Source organism: Nocardia sp. NPDC056000, assembly GCF_042269265.1.
Taxonomy (GTDB): domain Bacteria; phylum Actinomycetota; class Actinomycetes; order Mycobacteriales; family Mycobacteriaceae; genus Nocardia.
In genome coordinates this window covers 623,391-644,113 of record NZ_JBHJXS010000002.1, presented here as the reverse complement: position 1 = coordinate 644,113, position 20,723 = coordinate 623,391, and the positions used below count along the sequence as shown (strand labels likewise).

20 protein-coding genes are annotated in these 20,723 nt (G+C 62.4%); 1 reads left to right on the top strand and 19 read right to left on the bottom strand.

What is annotated here, in order from left to right; genetic code table 11:
* Nucleotides 1-6: 6 nt before the first annotated feature.
* The 16 genes from ACFC4D_RS07635 to ACFC4D_RS07560 form a co-directional block, all read right to left on the bottom strand.
* Entirely contained in the window at nucleotides 7-1,902 is a 1,896-nt protein-coding gene (locus ACFC4D_RS07635; protein WP_376062143.1) for a serine/threonine-protein kinase, read from the bottom strand.
* A complete protein-coding gene (locus ACFC4D_RS07630; protein WP_376062142.1) occupies nucleotides 1,899-3,779 on the bottom strand; it encodes a protein kinase in 1,881 nt (626 codons plus the stop codon). Before ACFC4D_RS07630 ends, ACFC4D_RS07635 begins: the two co-directional genes overlap by 4 nt.
* 40 nt (nucleotides 3,780-3,819) lie before the next feature.
* Nucleotides 3,820-5,004 carry a hypothetical protein gene (locus ACFC4D_RS07625; RefSeq protein ID WP_376062141.1) on the bottom strand — a complete coding sequence of 395 codons (1,185 nt, stop codon included), beginning with the start codon at nucleotides 5,002-5,004 and terminating at the stop codon, nucleotides 3,820-3,822.
* Between the two features lie 167 nt (nucleotides 5,005-5,171).
* Nucleotides 5,172-6,716: a type VII secretion protein EccB gene (gene eccB / locus ACFC4D_RS07620; protein ID WP_376062140.1), complete on the bottom strand. Its 1,545-nt coding sequence runs from the start codon at nucleotides 6,714-6,716 to the stop codon at nucleotides 5,172-5,174.
* A 111-nt stretch (nucleotides 6,717-6,827) separates the two neighbouring features.
* Nucleotides 6,828-7,127, bottom strand: a complete 300-nt coding sequence (locus tag ACFC4D_RS07615) for a WXG100 family type VII secretion target (protein ID WP_376062139.1) — start codon at nucleotides 7,125-7,127, stop codon at nucleotides 6,828-6,830.
* A 44-nt stretch (nucleotides 7,128-7,171) separates the two neighbouring features.
* Complete coding sequence (locus tag ACFC4D_RS07610; protein WP_375963126.1) at nucleotides 7,172-7,480, bottom strand: WXG100 family type VII secretion target; 309 nt, start codon at nucleotides 7,478-7,480, stop codon at nucleotides 7,172-7,174.
* A 99-nt stretch (nucleotides 7,481-7,579) separates the two neighbouring features.
* Nucleotides 7,580-8,368 carry an ESX secretion-associated protein EspG gene (locus ACFC4D_RS07605; protein WP_375963124.1) on the bottom strand — a complete coding sequence of 263 codons (789 nt, stop codon included), beginning with the start codon at nucleotides 8,366-8,368 and terminating at the stop codon, nucleotides 7,580-7,582.
* The gene (locus ACFC4D_RS07600) at nucleotides 8,365-9,396 is read right to left on the bottom strand and encodes a PPE domain-containing protein (protein WP_376062138.1); all 1,032 of its coding nucleotides are present in this window, start codon (nucleotides 9,394-9,396) and stop codon (nucleotides 8,365-8,367) included. The genes ACFC4D_RS07605 and ACFC4D_RS07600 overlap by 4 nt, the downstream gene beginning before the upstream one ends.
* A gap of 15 nt (nucleotides 9,397-9,411) precedes the next feature.
* Nucleotides 9,412-9,726: a PE family protein gene (locus ACFC4D_RS07595; protein WP_376062137.1), complete on the bottom strand. Its 315-nt coding sequence runs from the start codon at nucleotides 9,724-9,726 to the stop codon at nucleotides 9,412-9,414.
* A 27-nt stretch (nucleotides 9,727-9,753) separates the two neighbouring features.
* Nucleotides 9,754-11,136: a hypothetical protein gene (locus ACFC4D_RS07590; protein WP_375963115.1), complete on the bottom strand. Its 1,383-nt coding sequence runs from the start codon at nucleotides 11,134-11,136 to the stop codon at nucleotides 9,754-9,756.
* Nucleotides 11,133-11,444: a type VII secretion target gene (locus ACFC4D_RS07585; RefSeq protein ID WP_375963113.1), complete on the bottom strand. Its 312-nt coding sequence runs from the start codon at nucleotides 11,442-11,444 to the stop codon at nucleotides 11,133-11,135. The genes ACFC4D_RS07590 and ACFC4D_RS07585 overlap by 4 nt, the downstream gene beginning before the upstream one ends.
* Before the next feature lie 111 nt (nucleotides 11,445-11,555).
* Nucleotides 11,556-11,855 carry a YbaB/EbfC family nucleoid-associated protein gene (locus ACFC4D_RS07580; protein WP_376062136.1) on the bottom strand — a complete coding sequence of 100 codons (300 nt, stop codon included), beginning with the start codon at nucleotides 11,853-11,855 and terminating at the stop codon, nucleotides 11,556-11,558.
* A gap of 12 nt (nucleotides 11,856-11,867) precedes the next feature.
* On the bottom strand, nucleotides 11,868-12,230 hold the full coding sequence (locus tag ACFC4D_RS07575) for a hypothetical protein (RefSeq protein ID WP_375963109.1): 363 nt from the start codon (nucleotides 12,228-12,230) through the stop codon (nucleotides 11,868-11,870).
* A 113-nt stretch (nucleotides 12,231-12,343) separates the two neighbouring features.
* Nucleotides 12,344-13,129, bottom strand: a complete 786-nt coding sequence (locus ACFC4D_RS07570; RefSeq protein ID WP_376062135.1) for an ESX secretion-associated protein EspG — start codon at nucleotides 13,127-13,129, stop codon at nucleotides 12,344-12,346.
* A gap of 5 nt (nucleotides 13,130-13,134) precedes the next feature.
* On the bottom strand, nucleotides 13,135-15,018 hold the full coding sequence (locus tag ACFC4D_RS07565; protein WP_376062134.1) for a hypothetical protein: 1,884 nt from the start codon (nucleotides 15,016-15,018) through the stop codon (nucleotides 13,135-13,137).
* A gap of 24 nt (nucleotides 15,019-15,042) precedes the next feature.
* Nucleotides 15,043-16,572: a YncE family protein gene (locus tag ACFC4D_RS07560; protein WP_376062133.1), complete on the bottom strand. Its 1,530-nt coding sequence runs from the start codon at nucleotides 16,570-16,572 to the stop codon at nucleotides 15,043-15,045.
* A gap of 362 nt (nucleotides 16,573-16,934) precedes the next feature.
* Here ACFC4D_RS07560 and ACFC4D_RS07555 point away from each other — a divergent pair, with 362 nt between their 5' ends.
* On the top strand, nucleotides 16,935-17,543 hold the full coding sequence (locus ACFC4D_RS07555) for a DUF4126 domain-containing protein (RefSeq protein WP_376062132.1): 609 nt from the start codon (nucleotides 16,935-16,937) through the stop codon (nucleotides 17,541-17,543).
* 331 nt (nucleotides 17,544-17,874) lie between these two features.
* Here ACFC4D_RS07555 and ACFC4D_RS07550 read toward each other — a convergent pair whose 3' ends face one another.
* The 3 genes from ACFC4D_RS07550 to ACFC4D_RS07540 form a co-directional block, all read right to left on the bottom strand.
* A complete protein-coding gene (locus tag ACFC4D_RS07550; protein ID WP_376062131.1) occupies nucleotides 17,875-18,483 on the bottom strand; it encodes an SUKH-3 domain-containing protein in 609 nt (202 codons plus the stop codon).
* A gap of 333 nt (nucleotides 18,484-18,816) precedes the next feature.
* Nucleotides 18,817-19,599 carry a hypothetical protein gene (locus ACFC4D_RS07545; RefSeq protein ID WP_376062130.1) on the bottom strand — a complete coding sequence of 261 codons (783 nt, stop codon included), beginning with the start codon at nucleotides 19,597-19,599 and terminating at the stop codon, nucleotides 18,817-18,819.
* Nucleotides 19,600-19,644: 45 nt separating this feature from the next.
* Nucleotides 19,645-20,712 (bottom strand): SMI1/KNR4 family protein, encoded by a 1,068-nt coding sequence (locus tag ACFC4D_RS07540; protein WP_376062129.1) that lies wholly within the window; start codon nucleotides 20,710-20,712, stop codon nucleotides 19,645-19,647.
* Between the last annotated feature and the right edge of the window lie 11 nt (nucleotides 20,713-20,723).

Here is a 20,723-nt window from a genome sequence, read left to right as displayed (position 1 = left end):
TCTTCGCTACTTCGGAAGTTTTTCGATGACCATTCGAGCAATGGATTCCGCGGCACTGCAATGCGCCGCGTTGTCATTGCCGCCGTGGACCTTGATCTCCACTTGTTCGCGCCGCGTTCCGACCTCACGGTAGGGGTAGCCACGCGTGCAGATGGCATCCACCGTGCTTTTCGGCGCAATCAGTTGCTTGCCGTCGCCGACGTCGATCACCGGGTCTTTCGATGCCGACGCCTTGACCTGTTCCAGGTTGACCGTCACCTGGTCGGATCCTTCCCATACACAGGAGTGCGCGGAACTCTCCTTGGGGACCTCGGGGATCGCGCCGATCAAAGACGCCAAGCTCGTGTGATCGACCAGGGAGCATGGTTCCACGACCGCCAGCGAGCGGTCGGCATCCACGCGACGTGGCGGTTCGCGCACAGACATCAGGCGGGTGAGAACATACTCAGGGAGTCGGCACTCTTCATCCTGATAGAACTCGACCAATACTCCCCAGGGTGCCTGTGTACCTCCGGGTTTCACTGCACGTCCGCAGTAGCCCGTGGATTTGCTGCCGAGAATCTGATGCGCGGAGACAGTATTGGCGGTCAATCCGAACCCAATGATGAATTTCCCCGGACTGACGGTCAGCATCGACCGGACGCCCGGCGCGGTAACATCACACCCCCACGACTCCGAGGTTGTCAGAGTCCAGTCCGAGACTTTCGCGGGCCAGCCGGGAGCCAACTCCGCGGGAACAGTTGAGCCCAGCGCTTTGCTGAGCCACGAGCAGGTATCGACCTCACGCATCTGCGCCATCGAGAATCCGGTCGGCGACGCCTGCGGGGTGTCGTCACCGCCCCAGCGCACCCATGCGGCTCCGGCCGTCACCGCCAACACCACCAGTACAACGCACATGACGAGCAAGGTCCGGGTGTCGCCGCCGCGCGGAATGCCCTGCGGGACAGCGAATTCGGTCCGACCTCGGGTGACAGTCCCACGCCGACCACCGGGCAAGATCACCGTTGCGTTCGGATCGGCGGCCAACTTGACCAATTCCCCGCCCACACGATCGATCTCGGCGTGTACCGGTTCCGGCCAGATGTGACCGCGTTCCGGCGGCCGCCCGAGATAGTCCAGGATTTGAGTCGGCGTCGGACGTGAAGACGGGTCTTTACCCAGACACCAGCCGACCAAGTCACGCAGCTCCGGCGGCACTGTGCTGAGGTTCGGTTCGACATGGGCGATATTGAACAGGGTGTACGCCATCGAAGCCGCGGCAAAGGGACTCTCACCGGTCGCCGCCATAACCAGCAGCGATCCCAGTGCGAACACATCGCTCGCCGGCGTAAGCGGTTCCGCGAGAGCCTGTTCCGGCGACATGTAGGCGGGCGAGCCCAGCACGGAGCCTGCTTCAGTGAGTCCTTGGTTCTCCGCCGCCTGGGCGATGCCGAAGTCGATAACGCGCGGACCATCCTCCGCCAGCAGGACATTGGCGGGCTTGAGGTCTCGATGGATCAAGCCGGCTTGGTGAATCGCCTGCAGCGCTGACGCCAGCCCGGCGGCGAGCATCCGCACAGCCACTGGCGGCAACGGGCCATACCCCGTCACAACTTTGTCCAGTGGTACGCCGACTACGAAGACCGACGCCAGCCAGGGGGTGGGTGTATCGACGTCGAAGTCGACAACAGGCGCGGTGAACGCACCCGAGACCCGGGTCGAGGCGGTGACCTCCCGGCGAAACCTGGCACGGTATTCGACCTCGCCGAGTAAATGTGCGTGCACCTGCTTGACCGCGACGAGCCGGCCGTCCGGCCCCGCCCCGAGCAGTACTCGGCCCATTCCGCCGGAACCGAGCACGCCGAGTATTCGATACCGACCGATCCGCTGCGGATCACCCTGAGCCAGTGGGCGAATCGTCATTTCGGCAACTGCGGTAGAACGGCGGAAAGCACCCGGGCAGCCCGATCGCACGAACCGGCCTGGCCGTGAACTTCCGAACGAATCGAGACGATCTCGGCAAGGTCGTCACGGGTAGGACGCACCATATAGGTCAGCGTGCACGTGTGGTACGTCGCATCGTTGTCCTCGATAAAGGCCGTTACGCCATCGACCCGGATCGAGGGGCCTTGTGTTCCGCTCAGACTCGCTTTATCTGGCCGGCCGCGTTCGCTGAAATCGACGCTCAGGTACGCGTCATCGCTCTCCAGCTGACACCCGTAGGGAAAACCGGTGGATTCTCGGCTATCCCCGACGACCGCTTTGACCAGCTGCTGACTCAGCATCGCACACGGATCCAGGCGGCGAATCGAGTTCGTGGGCAGGGGCAGCTGTGGTGGATTGACCGCGAGCCGGTTGACCAAGGCGAGCATGATCTGCTCAGCAGACTTACAACCATCACCACCCCGGAAACTGGCAGTCACCTCGATGGCCACCACAGGATGCGTCTGGGTGAAGACGCGGCGGGCACACAGATCATTTTCCTTGAACAGCCCATACATTGGCATCCAGCCCGCCACCGATCCGCTCGGAATGAACATGTCGCTGAAGACCGACACTGTGCTACCGATCGCCAGTTTGAACGAACGTTTCGCTCCGGCGGCGTCCGCGTAGCCGACCGAGCACTCCCCCGAAGTCGTACTGGACATATCTCCTGAACGCAGGCCGAATTGCCCGCCCACCGATCGATCCAGAAGCGTGCACAGGTCCAGCAGGCGCCATTGATCTCCGGTCAACGACACCGTGAGGTCGGTGGCGGGTGCGGCGTGCCCCGGCTGCTCGGCCCACTCTCGCGCCGTCATGCCTATCCCGATGAGCAACAGCAGGGCTGCCGCCGCCGCTGTCAGCGTCTGGATCCTGCGCTTGCGGCGGGTACGCAATTCGTCCAGTTGCGCTTCGTACTTCGCGTGTTTGGCGGTGGTCGCAACCCACCAACCAGAGTCGGCCCGATGGTCGGCGATGACATCTCGAACAGCTCCGGGCCAGACCGGATCAGGCTCGATTCGACCGGCTGCGTCGAGAAGCTGCTCCGGAGTCGGGCGCAGTTTCGGATCCTTGGCCAGGCATCGAACAACGATGTCGCGCAAAGGCTCCGGTACACGATCGGTCTCCGGTGCGGAGTTCATCACGCTGTAAAGCACCTGCGGCGTCGAGGTCCCCGCGAATGGGCTCTGCCCCGACGCCGCGAATGCCAGAATCGCACCGACCGAGAACACATCGGCGGCCGGAGTCAGCTGATGCCCCTGCGCCTGCTCCGGTGGCATGAAGGCCGGTGAACCGATAACCGAGCCTGTCAGGGTGAGCTGCCCGTCCGACACCACGGCACGGGCGATGCCGAAATCGATCACCCGAGGACCTTCCGGAGCCAGTAGCACATTGCCGGGCTTGAGATCTCGATGGATCAGTCCCGCACGATGAATCTCGATCAGAGCCGAAGCCAGTCCCGCTGCCAGCAGCCGCAATCCGCCGAGCGATAGCGGCCCGGTCTCCTCGATCACCGCATTCAGCGATGGACCGGGGATGTATTCAGTCGCCAACCACGGACTTTCGGAATCAGCGTCGTAATCGACAACAGCCGCCGTATACGCGCCGGTGACACTCCGACTGGCCTCTACCTCGCGCTGGAATCGGATGTGAAACTCCGGATCGCTCGCCAGGTGGCGATGAATCTGTTTGACCGCCAACAACCTTCCGGTCGGCGACTCACCGAGCAGTACTCTGCCCATACCACCTTGGCCGATCACGGCCACCATGCGATTGCGCCCCAACTGCCGCGGGTCCTGCGAACCCAGCCCCTTCATCCAGCCCCTCCCCCACAGCTTCGCAATACCGATCGCCGGGTCATCCAGCGGCCCTCAGCAACACATATTCAGCGGCGGCCAGTTGCCGCACATCCGGTTCCTGCTCGCTGAATACCTCCGCGACGAGGGCATCGTGCGGAATCAAGCAGCGGAAGCGACGGGCCGATACGACAGTGGGATTCGGTTTCCCGGCCCTGAAGCAGGCGACCTCGGGTGCACCGGACACGCCAGCCATGGGGGCGTATTTGGAAACGGTCGGATCGCTCGCGAGATGGTCCACGAAGTCTCGTGCGGCGGCCGTATCACGCAGCTGATAGAGATACTTGTTGTCCGACACCGCGATTGACTCGACACCGCGTGCGTCATATTCGCGGGTAGCAGCGGCGGGATCGGCACCGAGCAGCGCGAAGGTCCGGGGACCGTACACCGCGAAGTCATGCTGATCCGGATGTGCGTCACTGGTTTTCACCAGCTTCGTCAAGAGCTTGTCAGGGTCGATCTTCAGGTTCGGCTGCTGGTCTCTCCGAGTAGCCGTATAGCCGTCCAGCATTGGGAGCTGTTGCTCATAGGTCTTACCCAGAAGATCAGTCAGCTGATCGAGCTTTGCCTCGCGTGCCTGCACGAAAACCGCAACCACCACCGACCGGTACGCCTGCCAACTACCTATATTTGGCACACCCGGGCGCCAGTGGCTCAGCGCCGCAGGGTAATTCGGCAAGGAGACGGCTTCATTCCTGGCGTTGGCCCCGTTGTCGTGCTGTGCCAGATCGTATGCCGCAGCGGTGGCGGCCTGTTCATCCGGAAACGCGATCAAGGCGATGGAAAGCTCGAAGTGCTGCTGGTGTAAGCCGAGGAACGGTGTCTCCGCAAAACGCGCGCGGTACTCCGCGAGGGGGTGGTGCTGATATATCGCTTCTTCCGCCACTCCAGGGATATTCCGGATTCCCTGCGAGCTTGCCAGCACTTGGCCACCCTGCCCGGCGGCGAACTCGGTCGCTACATCGCTTCCGAACGCGATGCGCTCGCCCAAGCGAAGTGACTCCACCAGAATTCCGCGATCGAGGCTGGGGCGATCGTCATAACCGCTGTCGGGACGCTGGGTCGAATAGGAACCCACATCGAGCGTCGGGTCCCTATCCGTTGCCGCACTTTCGCTTCCGCACCCGGCAGGCGCACCGGCGATCGCGGCAGCCAGCGCCGCTACGGCAAATCGGCGCAACCGCATGTATCCCCCTTTGCCCGCGACTCCCACGCGGACATAAACCTCAATCAGTGAAACCGACGGCAGGACCGCAGGTTCGGCGACAATCTAACATCGCCTGGACGCCGGGGCCATTCGCATGGATTGCGTCACAAGCGATCCGGGGCGGAGTGCCCGGGGCGACTTTTCCGCTACTTCTCGACAATAGCCATCGAATCGAAGCTGGTCAGGGCTGCGGTTACGCTCAATGCAGGGCCCGGTACGAACTGGCCGACGATTTCCCACGGCGCCACGCGAGGTGTAGTCCCGAGCCCGAGCAGTTGAGCCGTCTTCAAATCAGCTATGCCATAACTGATTCCATTGTCCGCGATGTAGAACAGATTGTCCCTGCGACGACTGCCCGGCGCGATCCCCGTGGTCTGTACGAACTCGCCGCTGCTCGGCGGTATGTAAACCTTGTCGATATGATCGCCGGTGCCGTCGGCCGTCGAGAGTTTCACTGGAGTCGAGGAGTCCGGCAGCGGCAGCCGAGTACCCACGAGCATCGAGACCACGGCACGATCCGACGGCCCTTCGGTCGCGTCGGCGTCCTTGACATCTGTAGCCTTGTTCTTGGACCAGGTGATGCAGGCGACCGGATCATCCTCTGTGGCAATGATCTTCGGTGCGACAGCGGGGAAATCCGATACCGGGAGCGGGTTCGAAGGACGATCCAGTCCGACGATCAGGTCCGGTGGCACAGACTTGATTTCATCCATACCCTGCGAATTGGAAGCGCGAATCACGTCCGAGGTGAACGATGAAATCCGCTGCACACCATCGGAAAGCACCACGTACAGATCGGACTTGTCCGAACTACCCAGTGCCGCTACACGAATGACGCCGCCTACGCGAATCCCATTGAGTCGTCCCGGACCCGGGTCACCGGCATTCGGAATCGTCGGCGGAACCAGCGGTGCCACCTCGGTCGCCGCGCCGATCAAGCCGGTCGTGATCGGCCGGGGACGCGGCGCGGTCAGGTTCAACGCGCGCAACATCGTAGGGTCGTTGAGTTTCACCTCGGCGCGTTTGCCGTCGTAGAGGAGGTAGTCCTTGGTGACAGTCTCGGAATCGCCCTTCTTGGCAACGCTGCGCACGAGCAGAGCGCTATCGGCGTCTGCCTGTTTGATCCGCTCGTTCAGTTCGAGCTTGCCTGCGATCGCCGTGGTCGTCGCGCCTACCGAGGACGCCGCACCGCCGGAAGCGGATAGCTGCACGGTGTCGCAGATGGTCCATTGCGACCGATCGCCCTGAGTCGAACCCGGCAAAGCCGATGGGGCGCCCGGAATTCCGAGAATCGGACCGCGCGGCACCGAATTGAGTTTGCTGTCCTTGACCGACTTCGGGGATTCGGCGCTACCCACGATCAACCGCGCCGATGCCAGATTCAGCGCCGGTTGCAGCGTGATTTTGGTCTTGTCATTCGGGTCCGCCACGACGACGTACAGGGCGCCACTGTCCTTGCCCATAACGATCTTCGCGTCACCGATCGAGCCCTGTGGGCGAATGAACGCCATGATCGCGCAACCCGCGACCACCAGCAGTGCGAGAATCGCGCCGGATAGCAGCGACCGGAACTGCGCACGCATCGGATCGTGCAGCATGCGCACATCGCGTCGGACAAGCGCGTGGTCGAGACGTCGCAGCAGGAACCGGTACCCATTGACCTGGGCCCGGGTGGTCAACTGGGCTGGCACTGAACCTCCGTCGGAACGAGAACTGCAAGCTGGAGACTACCGAGACGGGCATTCGACAGCGCACCCCGCTGATACAGCGGGGTGCGCTGTCGAACGAAATCTCGGTGGTCTTTAGATACCGCCGAAGCCGTCGCCGATCTTCTTGTCGGCACCGAGAGCGGAGTGCATCGCGTTCTCGACGGCGACTGCGACCTGGTTGAGCGTGTGCAGCGAGTCCGCGTACTCGTTCTTCCAGCTATCGTGCACGGCCTTGAAGCTTTCCGCCGAGCTGTTGTTCGCCCACGCGACCTCGAGCTGCTTGGCAGCATCTTCCATATCCTGGCCAGCCGCGGTCAGCTGACCGAACTGCTCCTTGAGATCGGACACCAGGGTGGTGATAGTCGCCTGGTCATAAAGCATTTCATCCGACATGTGTCAGTCCTCCAAAGCTGTTTTCGGGTGGATCAGTGGATCGATCAGAGGTTGGTGAGGGTCTTGAACCCGGCCTCGTTCTCGGCATCGAGGTGCTTGAACGACGCGACACCGGTGCCAACCTGGGTCTCGATCTGGTTGAGGATGTCGTTCAGGCGCTTGTTCTCCGCGTCCCAGTTGTCCGCGGCCTGGTTGAACGCCACCGCGGCGACACCCTTGAAGCCCGGGCGCGAGGAGTCGACGGAGGCGGTGACCTTGGCCAGGATCGCCTTGACGGAGGCGACGACGTCGGCCATGTGGCCCTGCGCCTTACTGGCTACATCGTGTTCTGACTGAACGCTATTGCCGCTCATGATGTTTCCCTCTTCGGTGTATTCGATGGAACGCTAGGGCAATGCGGCTCTGCATCACCCGATTCGGAGTGGGTCAGCTGCCTGGTCACTGGATGTGAGTTACGACAGCCACCTCCCCCCAGGCAGCATGTCGATCAGGCCCGAAATCGCTTGAGCGACACGGTGATCAGTGCCCGGTGTCAAGGTGGACCAGACCTGCTGATCCGGAGCGACCCCGGGTGCGGCCACAATTCGACCCCGCGCGGTGTCATACACCACGACGGCCCCCGGCGATCGATCAGTCACGCCATCGGCGTAGGCATAGGCCACCACTTCGGCGTAAGCGTGGCAGGACGCGAGCGCGAGACCGTACACCGTGGCATCGGTATCGGCGACGCCGAGGCTGTAAACCGCGCTCGCGAAATCTTCGGAAGTTCTTGCGTTGTCGAAGCGTTCACTCAGCTCCGCCGCCGGGGCGCTGAAGCTGGCGACATCGGCGGGAGGGAACGCGCCCAGAGCCTCCAGCACGGGCCGTGCCAGCGAGTCACCGCTGTCATTGGTCCAGATCGACCGGATATCCAGATCGTCGCCACGCCGGACAGCTAGAACGGACTCCTCGCCACGCCTTGCCAGGCACACACGTATCTGACCGTTGGCGGTGTAAATGCGCGCGGCCAGTTCGCGATCAGGCTGCGCAAGCACGAAAAGCGCTGTGGCCATTCCTGATTCGACATCGCCGTGGTTGTCGATGATGCGGCCGCGGCGCAGATCATCCCTCGCCCGGGCCTGCCCCTCGTTCCATTCGCGGTGCGAATCCTGCTGCGGGGCAATCGAGAGCACCAGCGGCAGGGTTTGCACTCCGAGCTCAGCGGCGAGCGCCATGACGCTGTCATTGGTGAGGGTCGTCATGCCGACGCCTCCTCACTCGTCGCGGGAGCGGGTGCGGGGCTGGAACTCTCGACACCGGTGGTCCCGGCATTGAACGCGATATCCGGAACCCGCTGCTGCGCATTGGGATCCAGCCCACCCAGCACCGCGGGCGCAACCTGCATACCCGAGGTGAGACCGAGTTCCTCATCGCTGGTGGGCGCACCGGCGAGCCCGGAGCGCGTGTGATGCTCGCTCTCGTCCTGGCTGTTCGGCGCCATACCGCCGGGTGCCATGGGCACCGAACCGGCCTGCTGCACCGTAACCGGTTGCACGGTGACCTTTTGGGTGGTGCTCGCGTTCACCTCGGCCACGCCCTGCGGGCGGAACGCGGTGATGGCCGGAGGGATGTTGAGCGCCCCCAGCGGGATTCCCGGCATGCCGGCGGGCAGCTCGGGCGTCACCGTTTCCGGATCCACCTGCGGCGCGCTCTGCGTCGGGGTCATACCGGCGGTGATCTCCGGTGGCGCGGGGTGTTCCCAAGGCGTGGACAGTGTTTCGGTCGCACCTTCATAGGTGTGCATGACGCGTGACGCGACGGCTTTCACCGTGTCCGCATCGGTGTCGGTCTGTGCGAGTTGGGCGAGCATCGGGGCGCCGATGGCGGTTCCCAGTTGCTCCAGCGTCTCGCGCAGATGCTTCAGCTTCTCGACATCGTCGGCGTCGGGCATGGCCAGGCGCGCGATTTCGTATGCGGCGGCGTGCGTTTCGGCCTTGGCGGCATTTGCCGCCGCATCGGCCGCGGAACTGGCGAACCAGTCCCGCAGCGTGCGAATGCGCTCGATGAACTGGCTACTGTTCTTCGATTGCCATGCGCTGTCGAGGTTTTCGAGAATGCGCTCGTAGTCGAGTGCGGCCGCGGCGAATCCGGCGCTCAAGCGCGCCCAGGCGAGACCGGCCTCGGCGGCGGGCACTGCGCCCGCCCCCGTCACCAGATCGCGTGCCAGCTGCTCGGGTGGCCTGGCTTCCCAGACCACACCGGTGAAGCCGGGGCTCGTCGGTTCCAACATCGGCTACGGCGCTCCTCAGACCGCGAACCCGAGGACGCTCTGCTCCTCGACCGAGGTGTACTGACCGACCTGCGCGCGCAGCGCCGCGGCCAGCTTGCGCACCTCGTCGACACCGGTGCCGCCGGACGTCTGGAACGACGCCGCAACGGAATTCAGCGTCTGCGCCGCACGCGTGGAAACCTCATCGGCCCCCGCCGGAGCGATCTCCAGCTTGGTCTGCTCCGCGCTCAGCCCGTTCGCAATGCGATCGGCCAGCGCATCCAGCTGCATCGCGGCCTGAAGTGCGCTCGACGCATCGAACCGCACGCCTTCGAAATCGTTGGTGCTCATGGCAATCCTCCTAATACCCCTGCGTTTTCAGAGCGTGAGCGCTTTGTCCGGCGGTTCGTCGACGGCTTCCACCGCGCCTACCACCGGGATGGAGACGCCTTCGATTACGCCGACCACTTCGTCGCCGTGTGCGCCGGTGACCAGAGCGGTGCGCTCGCCCGCCGATTCGGTGTCGCCCTTGTTCGCCAAGCCCGCACCGGCACCCATACCGCCGGGCATGCCTGTGGTGGAACGGGTTTGGGTCTCGTTGTTATTGCTGGTGACGCGTGAGACCGGTGAGCCTGAGCCCACGCCCTCCGCCGTCGGCATCTTGCCGGTGTAGGGGCTCAGCGGGCTGTTGCTGAGTCCCGCGCCCATCGGCATGCCGCCCGGGATACCGCCGCCGCCACCGGTTGTGGTGGTGTCGTTGGTTTTGAGGGTGGTGTCGACCGGCTTGGTCTCGGTGGTGGTCTTGTCGTCAGGGTTGGTCGTGGTGGTCTTGTTGGTGGTGGTCGTGTCTTTGCTGGTGTTCGAGGTCAGCGCGCTCACGACCGACTGCCCGGCCGAGCTGATGCTGCTGGCCGACGATGCCGCCGAAGACGCCACCGTACTGCCCTTTTCGACCACCTTCTGGACGGCGGTGGTGCCGACGTTCAGGAACGGCTGCACGGCCTGCGTCACCTGATTCGCGAGTGACGCCGCATCGGCGATGTTCGGCGCACCGGGCACCGGGATCTTGATTCCGGCGGCGGCGACATTGGCGGTGTGCACGGTGAGCTGGGCACGGGTGTTGGCGGTGATGATCCCCGCCTCCGACAACGCGTCGGTGGCCATCGCGACCAGCACCGGCACGCCGACCGGAGTGACCAGGAAGGGCAGATCCGCCAGCACCGACGCGACGAATCGCGAGATGAGGGCCGAGAGCAGCCCATACCCCTCCGCGACGGTCGCTTCGGCCGCGAGCAGGATCGTCCGCAGCTCCTGCCCCTGCGCGTCAACGGTCGGGATGACGGTTTCGACCTGCTTGCTCTTCACCTCCGCGGCTTTCGCCGCGTCACCCTGCCAACTGTTCGAAACCGCCGCTGTAGCAGCAGAACTCGAGCTGGCCGCCGAGGTGAGCGCCTTGCTCACCGAAGCGAAGATCGAGATCAACTGGGTGCCGATGCTGGCCGCGCCGTTGCCCATGGCGGACAGCAGACTGATCGCCGGCTGAATCAGCGTCGTGGGATCGATGGTCGGCAGCGTGGGCATCTGGATGCCCGACAGATCCGGCAATTGGATCGCCGGAAACTGCGGCAGCTGCGGCAATCCCAGCCCGTTGATCACATCGGCCACGGGCGTATCCACCAGCGCCCCAGCCGGACTGGTACGAATGACGTCCAGCACGGTGGGGCTCGGTGTCGTAGTGACTACACCGACGGATTCAGTCACAGGTTGCTGAGGAAGGTCGTCGCCGAGGCCAGTTCAGTGGTGGAGTAGGTGCCCACCGCGGACGCGGCGCTGATCGCGGTCTCCGCGTGCACACCGGCGATCTCCGCCGCCGAGGACAGGTAGCTGCCCTGCGCCCCCGCGAACGCCAGCAGGAAGTCCTGACCGATCAGACCGAACATCGGCACCGCCGAAGCCATCGCGCCGATCGAGTCGGCCGCGGCCGCCCCCGCGATCTGCGCCGCGATCCCGGCGTGCGTGGTCCCGTACTCCAGAATCGGTTCGAAATCCGCTTTCACGTAATCGGCCATCGGTGGTCCCTCCCAAGTACACGATCTTGAATGACAGTACAAGTACGAAATTGGTTGTGCCAGATAGTAAAACGCAAACTCTGGCTCAAGATTGCGTTAACGAACCGGACTTTACCCGGCCATTTCCTCGTTGAACCGGTTGACAACCTCGGCCCGCCGCTCGAACGCCGCCCGCGCCGCCGCGGCGGACGTCGCGACCACGACCTGTTCGAACTCATCCGGCGTCATCCGCGAAATGGCATGCCCGAACTGCAGATCCCGCAGCGCCCCATTCCCGTCGACCTCGGCCATCACGGCACCGTCCTCCGAGGTCTCCCGCCCCCGGACCGCCGCCATCTGCTCGGCCAAATCCTGAAACCGATACAGCTGCCGCCGAACCCGCTCCTCGAGCTCATCCATAGACCCGACCATGAGTCCCCCTCCTCAGACAGTCCGAAGCCAGCTCTGCGGCTCAGTATCGTAGTCCTGTTCCTCGACAATCTCCTGTCGAGCGACATCGGCCTCGGTAGGCAACCCGGTGCGCGCGAGCATCTCGGCACTCATCCCGGCTTCCTCGTACTGCTTACGCTTGGCCAGCCCGGCCCGCATAGCGGCCCGCTGACACAACCTGAGCACCTCCCCCGCCAACTGCGCCGGATCCCGATGCAGCTCAGCCACATCCACCTTCACGGCGAGCGGAATCCCCTGCTCGGTGGTACGCAGCTTGATCGAACCCTGCGGATTCGCGATCGTCGTCGAAGCCCAACCCTGCTCGGCAGCGCCGGAATTGACCGCCCCCTCGGTCATAACAACTCCCTCCCAAGTTTGTCGTTGACATAACACCACATCCGTGGCATTCCGCGCCACACACTTCAGTTCAACACACCCACGGTCGCGATCCACCGACCGTGGGTACGGCGTTACCGTCTAATACCTTCCCGCTCTTCCTTGATCGCTCGAACCACATCGGCGACCTGCGAGTTGATCAGGGTCACCAGGCGTTTGGCATCCGCGGATACAGCCAGGGACGGGTTCTGATCGGCGACCACGTATCGCCCATCGTCGCGAAGATCACGCCACCCCAGCACTCGCTGGGTAACCCCGCGGGGCCCGTATATCGATCGACCCTGTGCGATCACGATCTCGCCTGCGCGATCGGTGGGTGCCGACATGAATCGCGCGGAACGGGTCTCCGTCGATGGCGCTGAGACATCGACGATGGAAGACCTGCCGTACTCGTATTCATAAGACTCGTCGGCGGCCGCGGCAAGGACAATGTCACCCTGCTGACCAGCACTCACCTCGGGGAGAGCACTAACCACCTCGTCCGATATTCGCAGCGGGTCACATTCGACAACGCTGTATCCGGCCCCGTACCAGAAAGATTCGCCGATTTTCTGAGTGAGCACGTAGCCCTTGGATCCCTGTCGCACCGCGAGAATTCGAATCAGCTCCGATGGCTCCAGAGGTGTCTGTTCATTCCAAGCGCTGACCGCGAGGTACAGATCCGGGCTCGAGGCCGCAGCGATCATTTCCCGAGTTCTCGCATCGAGGGTCTGCTCGACACTTTCGCGGGCCTGACGCATCTCTTCGTCGAACGCATCACGCGCCTTGTTGCGAGACGTGTACAGGAACGGCAGCGGCAAGTTCTCTTTCAGGATGTCCTGCCAGAGGACAAAGAACTCGCTCTCGGTGAAACTCCACATGGCGGTTATTTCTCCGCTACGGGTGTGACCGCGATCGGAAGGTCACCCAGACCCTCCGCGAGGTTCTCACCGGATCTGAGGAATTCGGGCCGCTTGTGCTCCTTACCCGCGCCCTGGCTGCCTGCCTGAGCACCCGATCCCATTGGTGCACCGGATGATCCGGTCGTTCCCGTACCCGATGTAGAGGCGGCGCCTGTCGCCAAGCCTGCCCGCGTGGCGACCACGTTCTCGTCTTTGTCGGTGGAGGACACGGTCGAACGCGGAAAGAGTTTGCTCTGCGGGTTCTCCTTGGGGCTTACGGCGGTGGGCCCCCCGCCACCGCTCGGTGACTTCGGTGATCCACCACCCGGCGAGTTCGGATCCGTCGGCGTTGTCTGCAGATTCGTCAACGTCGCAAGTTGCTGCTGCAACTGTGTTTTCAGCTGATCCGCTGTCGTATCGGTTGTCGTCGCGCTCTTCTGCAGGGACTGGATCAGGGACGAGCCGGTCGAGGCCAACGATTGAGCCAGTGATGAACCCTGCTGCGCCAGTGTCGAGAGCAGGGAGGTGATCTGCGATGTCGTATCCGTGGTTGTCGTCGTCGACGGGGTTTGGGTCTTGGGCTGCTCCGTGGTGGTCAATGTCTTGAGCTGGTCCTCGAACTCCTTCTTCAAGTCCGACAGATCTTGAGTTCCGCTCGGATTGCCACCGCCGCCGGTGGTGGTGACGGGCGAACCACCCGGTGAGCCGGTATTCGGCACACCACCCGGATTGGTATCGATTACCTTCTGAGGTTGATACGCCTTGTCGAGGGGAGATTGCAGAACAGGGATGTGACTGCTCGACTTCGCGACACCGACGCCGTACCATTCATCCCATTTTGCCGCATAGAGACGCGTGACCTGATTCAAGGTGTTCACACCGAACTTCTTGGCATAGGCTTCGGCGGTAATTTCCGGAAGATATGTCTGCAATTTCTCCAGATAGCCCACGGAGTACGCTAGGTTGGCACTGATTGCCTTCATAGAGTTGATCAGATCCGTGGTGCTGTTCTGAAAGCCTGTAATCGCATTCTTGGCCGCCAGTTCGGATACTCCAACCCAAGCGGAGCCGCCATTTCCATTGAATTGAATCGTGGTCTGGGTTTGAAATGTGGACAGCTCTTGCGCAAGCAGATTCGCTGCACCCAGCCAGACACGAGCGGTATCCGCAATAAGTGGGATTCGGCCGTTCATCTCGATATAGTCGGCGTGCAGGTTATCCCAGCTCAGTGACGACCCCGCCTCCGGACCCACCGGGCTCTCATCTTTCGCCCCGGTGAATAATGTATCGAGGTTCGACGTCTCCTTGAGCGAATTCAATTTGTCTTCATACTCTTGAGTCAGCTCGACAGTATAGTAATGACTACCTCCCTGACCGTTTTGCTTCTCGACGTAGATTCCTTCGCCGTCATCATCAATGCCACTGGAGTCTTCCGAGGTTTTCCAGCCCGGAAAAGTCACGGCTCCCTGGCTGAAGTTCCGCCCCCCGGTGAAGCTCGGATTCGACTGCAAAGTGCTTCGGATGCGATTGAATGCGGCCTCTGAGTTGGCCTCCGTCTGGGTGGCCAGTTTCCCTGCCGAGATGAATGTCTGCGCCAAATCTTCGAGTGTCCGCTTTTGGTCGACGATAACCTTGCCTCGCAGGTCGTGGGCCGCCTTTTCGAACTTGGAGGCGATGGCTCGACCGGAGCCGAAGATGCTGAAGTCCATGACTTTCGTAAGGGATTCCGTATTCCTGTCAATCTGCTCGACAACATAGATCATGCCGGCGCAGAGATTGGCGATGGATTCCGCTATGGCACGATCGAACTGGAAGGTTCCGGCCGCAGCGCTGTCCTTCAGACCGGTTAAAGCATTGGGTTCAGCCATTCATCCCACCCCTGTTGTTCTTCGTCATCGTCGAATCACCGAAACCTGGCCCGCGGCATAGGCATAGAGCGTATGCGTGCTCGGATCGACCGCGAGCGACTGCGGACTCGGAGCACTCAGAGTACCGGTGATCGCTTGGGAGACGGTATCGACGACCTTGATCCGACTATCGGTCATACTGGCCAGATACATGGCGTGGGTGCCGGAATCAATTGCCACGGCATGGATCTCCTGGCCGAGACCATCGATCGAACCGATGACTTTGCGCATGCTCGGGTCGATTACGGCGATCATCCCCTTGCGGTCCACGGCGAAAACCTTGTTGGAGCCCGGGTCGAACATCATGGTCCCGGCGTCGATCGACACCGGAATGGAGCCGGTTTGGATATTGGTCGCGAGGTCGATGACCTTGACAGTTCCGTCGCGACTGCTGACAAAGGCGGTCCGAAGGTCCGGTGCCACAGCGATACCCATCGAGTTGATACCGCTCGGCACGGTCGCACTGACCGATGCGGAACCGCGGGGAATCACCGAGACGGAGCTCTCCGCGGGATCGGACCTCGGATCGTTCACATCGAAGCTGCCCGACAGATTGTTCACCAATACGGTGTGGCTGATCGGATCCACCACTATGACTCGTGAATCCTGCTTGGTCGGAATACTGGCGGTGATGGAGTTGGTTACGGCGTCGATCACCGTCACGCGACCGTCACGGCTGCTGGTCCCCGATGAGCTCGTGACATACACCGTACGCGTACCCGGGTCCACCGCAATGAAATTCGGATTCGAGGTCAGGTTGATGGTCACCTTCACGGTATTGCTGCCGAGATCGATGACTGATACCGAACCCGGGTTGGAATCGCTCGCCGGGGAGTTGGCCACGTAGAGCAGCTTTGCGACGGAATCGATCGCGAGGGTGCCCGACGGTTGAAGCTCGACTGCGATAGTGGTGTCCACGGCTCTCCGCGTCGAGGTTCCGGGAGTGTGGTCACCTGGCGTAGTCAGTCCGATCGTCGCGAAAACCGCTACGGCCGCACCGACGGCACACACCGCGATTATCGCCCTGCGCCGACGAGAGACAGGCGCTGGCTCGGCATCATCATTATCGGGATGCACATCGACTGCGGCACCGGATGCTCGCGGGGCGGGGCGAAAACCGGACCGGAGTGCCGCCAACGCCTCGTCCGGCACCAACTCCCTCGGCAGCGCGAACGCCTGCCCGGCCTTGGGCCGAATGACTACGGCGGTACCGATAACAACGACATCCGCGAGTTCGTCATAGTCGAGAGTCGCGTAACCGGTCGCGGGCGGCACATCCATCGACTCGTCGCGATATCGCGCCCATATCTGGATGCCTACAGCCGCATAGGAGGTAACCAGCGGATTTTGCCTCATCATGCGAATCGCGGTGATCAGCGCAGCCATGATCGCAGCCGGAATCAGCAAGACGAGGTACACACCGAGGATTCCGAGAATCCCCTGTCCGGACTGACTTTCACCCGTGATCAGCTCGAAGACGCGGCGAGCCATGATGATCAGGGGCAGCACGGCCACAATCACCCAGGGTCGTGGGGTCCGCCATCGCGCCAACTCCAGCGCCCGGCTGAGCCGTAGAGCGGTACGCGAGTCAGCGGTGTACGAAACCTCCAGGGCAGTCTCGGGCCGTGCATGCCGACCGGGCCGATCCGGTGCATTCTGCGGTTCCGGTGCACTATGCCTTCCGGACAGCGCGCCCTGATCAAAGTGCTGCTCCACAAACCCCCCTTGCAATCCGGCAATCGCACCGACCCTAACCCGCACGCGCTGCCGGAACCAGCCGATCAGACGCGGCACCTACATCACACTCGGCATCCGGCTCGATCCGATGTGACCATCCAAATACAGCCGAATCCGCGCCCCGGCCTCACACTCGTGGCATGGAGATCACATCGGCTGTCAGCGCCGTCCTCGGCGCCTTCGGCCTCTCGGGCGCGGCCGGCCTCAACGCCTGGCTGCCCTTGCTCGCGGTCGGCATCGCGGACCGGTTCGGCTGGATCGATCTCGGCAGCTCATACGGCTGGCTGTCGTCGACTCCCGCACTGATGGCGATCGGATTGGTCTTCCTGCTCGACCTCATCGGCGACAAGATTCCCGCCCTGGATTCAGTGCTGCATGGCATCGGAACCCTCATCGCTCCGGCCTCCGGCGCAATCCTCTTCACTGCCGAGAGCAGCATCTCCTCTCATATGCCGCCCGCTGTTGCCGCGGTTCTCGGCGCGATCACCGCCGGAAGCGTGCACGTCGGACGATCGATGGCGCGGCCGTTCATTACAGGAACTACTGCGGGAGTGGGTAATCCAGTTGTTTCCAGCGCCGAGGACGGGACTTCGCTGGCGCTGACCGTGTTGGCACTGGCTGTCCCGGTGGTGGCGTTCGTGGTGGTACTGATCCTTCTGATTGTGTTGGGCTGGATCGCATTCCGGGCCGCGAGGTGGATGCGTCGCAGGCGAGAGCGGAAGGACTCCGGGCTCCGACAGGGACGGTGAGGTCACATAACTCGCCGCAGCTCGATGGCCGTGGGCAGGTAGTCGGCCAGGCTGCGCAGCCACTGGCTGAAGCAGAACCCGCTGTCACGAATCGACTTGTCGCCCATACAGATCCCAGAAGTTCGGATCCTGCGCCGCGAGATCCTCGGGCCGGAAGTAGAAGAACATGTAGCCGTGGTGGGTGAGGAAAACGAATGATTTCTCGAACAGCTCGAAGTCCCGCTCATAGTCGCCGGCGATCTCACGAGCCGACGACTCCCCCGACCGATCGCCCGTTCTCGATCGAACGAATTTTCTTGCACGGTAAGGCCATTCCTTCCGCGCTCGTACTTCAAATGAAGAAATCCTCAGCGTCAGCGAGCATTACTCCGGTATAGGACGCGGTGAACGCCTCGTACTCGTTCGCTCCCAGAAAGCTACCGCCGGTGTGATGCCAAACGAAGAACCGTGCGGTCTCATCAATCAGCCAGATCGAACCTTCGATCGTCTCGTAAGCGACGGGGAACACTCGTAGGCCAAGGCCGTGCGCGAGCTCTGCGAAGTTGTCGACGTCACCTCTGTAACCGATCGTAGGTTTGAGAATCAGAGACCTCTCGGGTGACGTCCCCGGTAACGGAAGTTCCAGGTCTCCGTAGGAATGAATGAATCTGACGGCCGGATCGATAACATCGAGCGAGACACCTTGGCGTGCCGCATCCTCGACGCGTATCGCAATCAAATCCTCAGCGCAAGAGCCTATATCGCGCGCCAGGGTCCACCCGGCCGCCGCCAGCCATTCAGCCGTGTTCGCAGAGTGCATCCCACCGTCACCTTCCCTGACATTCTCCGCCCCTCCACCGTGCTCTCGTTTGATCTTGTTGATCTCCGATTCACCCCATATCTGCCAGATCCTCATCTGATCCACGGTGGCCACGGGACGACCCTTCGCTTCCTTGTCCATCAGGATTCCATGTCGCGGTCCACCTTGGCCCGAATCTCCGGGTCGTCCGATCCGCTTCTCATCGTGGGACCCAGCACTTCCACTGCTATCCGCTTCATTTCCTCTGGCTGACGGGTATCGAAGATCCTCCCTGGCAGCGATACCATTTCTCACGTCAACGTTTCTGTGCAACAACAGATCCCGAACCCCGAGCGAATCGATGCCGACGTCTGCCCATTGCGGCCCCGCGACAGCTCCTCGAACATCGGATAGTCAGCAATCGCATCGAAACGCAATGCACAACGGATGCAATCGCGGAACAGCTCGTCCGCCGTCAGCTTCCGGGAAGGATCACTAGTCGTTCTCGGCGAGGCGTTGAAGGTCGACGAGACTGCCGACTTGTTGTTCGAGCGTTGCCGTGTCAATGGCACCGAACAGCTCCGGGGAGTATTCGGGCAGGACACGGAGGCGTTGCAGGACGTCTGAGGCAGGCAGACCTGCCTCAAATGCATCAATGAGGCGCGATCGCCATAGGCCGCCCGCGAGCATGCCCACCTTGCCGGTGGCTGCTCGTTGCACATAACCAGCCGCGTTGTCGGCCGCGGCAGCCCACAGATAACCCAGTACCTCACCGTTCCAGGCGATCGGCAGATACCTGACCGGGGAATCGGCGGATTCGGGGTACGTCGAGGTGGGCACCGATTCCAATGGCCCCCAACCCGCGGAGCGATCCGCGGGCGCGCCACTGGGATACTCGCCATCTTGGACCCAAGGCCCTTCCCCCAGCGGCGCATCCGGATTCAGTTGCAGCGCCAAGTCCTGAATGGTTCGAGCCGCACCGAGCTCGGCATCGGCTGCGATCCCGCCAAACTGAGGATCCTGCGGCTTCCCAGCCCAATGGCTGATCGCCTCAACAGGTTTTAGACCAAGTCGGTATGTCTCGTCGAGTTTTCCATGCCAGTAGATCGACGATTTCACGTGGTTGATGCCGGAGGCGGCGCGGGCGAAGAACCCTGCGGCCGATCCCTCGCGCGATCCCCACAGGTAGCCAACGAGGTTGGCCCCCAACGTGATTGGCAGGTAGACGACCGGACGACGGGTCCATACTTCGTAGCGGTCTTGTGATCGATCAGTCATCGATACTTCCTCGAACGGGTTGCGGAAGGCCACGGTTTCTCGGAGTCATTTTTCCGGTTCCAGAAAATCGGCCCAAGCCGGGATGGGCCGGCCTTGATCCTCGAACCTCGCCAAACTCCTTCTGGCCCTCGGGATATCTGGAGCCATAGCCTCGAACCAACTCGTTGTACTTGCCCACTCTTTCCGGACTCGCTTCGCCGGCCCCGCGATACCGATGGTCCATACCGGCGGGTCATCCTGAAGTAGATCCGCGCCATCGATCACGTAGTAGGTTTGGTCGGGGTATGCGGCCAACAACAGCGTGCCTTCGGGGTCTATCAAATCGTGCTTCATCCCGCGGAGAGCCGCAACGACAGTCCGTTTCGATTCTGAGTCGATCCCGGCGGTGCCGAATTTCATTGGAAACATCCAGTATCCAGGCTCCCGACCTACAGACCGGAGAATCTCACGAACCGCGGTAGGAATGTTCTGAACACCCTGCTCCGCACCGAATCGGTCAATCTCATCTTCGGATGCGCCTTTGACCGAGCTCCGACGCAGCCCTGCGGAGTACGCGGTCTCGGTGATGTTTCGGACTCGCTCCCCGGGATGTTCCGAGGGGAGACCCTTGGCGGTGCGAGGAAGGATGTCATCTCCCCAAGTCGGCCGCTCCCAACCATTCAGCTCATATCGTTCAAGGTCTCGCCGAAGGCTTTCGACCAAGGGCTCCATGTCGGACAGCCACGCACTGGTCGTCGGCCAACTACGGCTTGAAGCGCCCTCCACGATCTCCCAGACCGGAGGATCGTCATGGCCCAAATCAGCGCCATCGAGAATGTGGTACACATATCCCTGCCGAGCCGACAGCACCAAAATTCCAGCTAGATCGCGGATTCCGTGCTCCACGCCGACGACCGACCTTGTGATGACGTGGCGCTTCACCGCATCATCAATACCGCTGAGTACGCCGAATTCGGCGCCGTCGAACCACAATCCCGGCTGTCGCCCGATAAGTCGGAGAACCTCATCGACTGCCGCCGGTACCTGGGTAACCCCTTGCTCAGCCGCAAAGTGAGCGATCTCCTCGGCCGAAGCACCGCTTACCGAGTCCCGCCGCAGTCCCTGCGCCAGCACTGCCTCAATGC

What these genes read in the sequence shown, in the direction of transcription:
- ACFC4D_RS07635 (WP_376062143.1), bottom strand. Translation starts at nt 1,902, where the DNA reads ATGACGATTCGCCCACTGGCTCAGGGTGATCCGCAGCGGATCGGTCGG.
- ACFC4D_RS07630 (WP_376062142.1), bottom strand. Translation starts at nt 3,779, where the DNA reads ATGAAGGGGCTGGGTTCGCAGGACCCGCGGCAGTTGGGGCGCAATCGC.
- ACFC4D_RS07625 (WP_376062141.1), bottom strand. Translation starts at nt 5,004, where the DNA reads ATGCGGTTGCGCCGATTTGCCGTAGCGGCGCTGGCTGCCGCGATCGCC.
- ACFC4D_RS07615 (WP_376062139.1), bottom strand. Translation starts at nt 7,127, where the DNA reads ATGTCGGATGAAATGCTTTATGACCAGGCGACTATCACCACCCTGGTG.
- ACFC4D_RS07610 (WP_375963126.1), bottom strand. Translation starts at nt 7,480, where the DNA reads ATGAGCGGCAATAGCGTTCAGTCAGAACACGATGTAGCCAGTAAGGCG.
- ACFC4D_RS07605 (WP_375963124.1), bottom strand. Translation starts at nt 8,368, where the DNA reads ATGACGACCCTCACCAATGACAGCGTCATGGCGCTCGCCGCTGAGCTC.
- ACFC4D_RS07600 (WP_376062138.1), bottom strand. Translation starts at nt 9,396, where the DNA reads ATGTTGGAACCGACGAGCCCCGGCTTCACCGGTGTGGTCTGGGAAGCC.
- ACFC4D_RS07595 (WP_376062137.1), bottom strand. Translation starts at nt 9,726, where the DNA reads ATGAGCACCAACGATTTCGAAGGCGTGCGGTTCGATGCGTCGAGCGCA.
- ACFC4D_RS07585 (WP_375963113.1), bottom strand. Translation starts at nt 11,444, where the DNA reads ATGGCCGATTACGTGAAAGCGGATTTCGAACCGATTCTGGAGTACGGG.
- ACFC4D_RS07580 (WP_376062136.1), bottom strand. Translation starts at nt 11,855, where the DNA reads ATGGTCGGGTCTATGGATGAGCTCGAGGAGCGGGTTCGGCGGCAGCTG.
- ACFC4D_RS07575 (WP_375963109.1), bottom strand. Translation starts at nt 12,230, where the DNA reads ATGACCGAGGGGGCGGTCAATTCCGGCGCTGCCGAGCAGGGTTGGGCT.
- ACFC4D_RS07570 (WP_376062135.1), bottom strand. Translation starts at nt 13,129, where the DNA reads ATGTGGAGTTTCACCGAGAGCGAGTTCTTTGTCCTCTGGCAGGACATC.
- ACFC4D_RS07565 (WP_376062134.1), bottom strand. Translation starts at nt 15,018, where the DNA reads ATGGCTGAACCCAATGCTTTAACCGGTCTGAAGGACAGCGCTGCGGCC.
- ACFC4D_RS07555 (WP_376062132.1), top strand. Translation starts at nt 16,935, where the DNA reads ATGGAGATCACATCGGCTGTCAGCGCCGTCCTCGGCGCCTTCGGCCTC.
- ACFC4D_RS07550 (WP_376062131.1), bottom strand. Translation starts at nt 18,483, where the DNA reads ATGGACAAGGAAGCGAAGGGTCGTCCCGTGGCCACCGTGGATCAGATG.
- ACFC4D_RS07545 (WP_376062130.1), bottom strand. Translation starts at nt 19,599, where the DNA reads ATGACTGATCGATCACAAGACCGCTACGAAGTATGGACCCGTCGTCCG.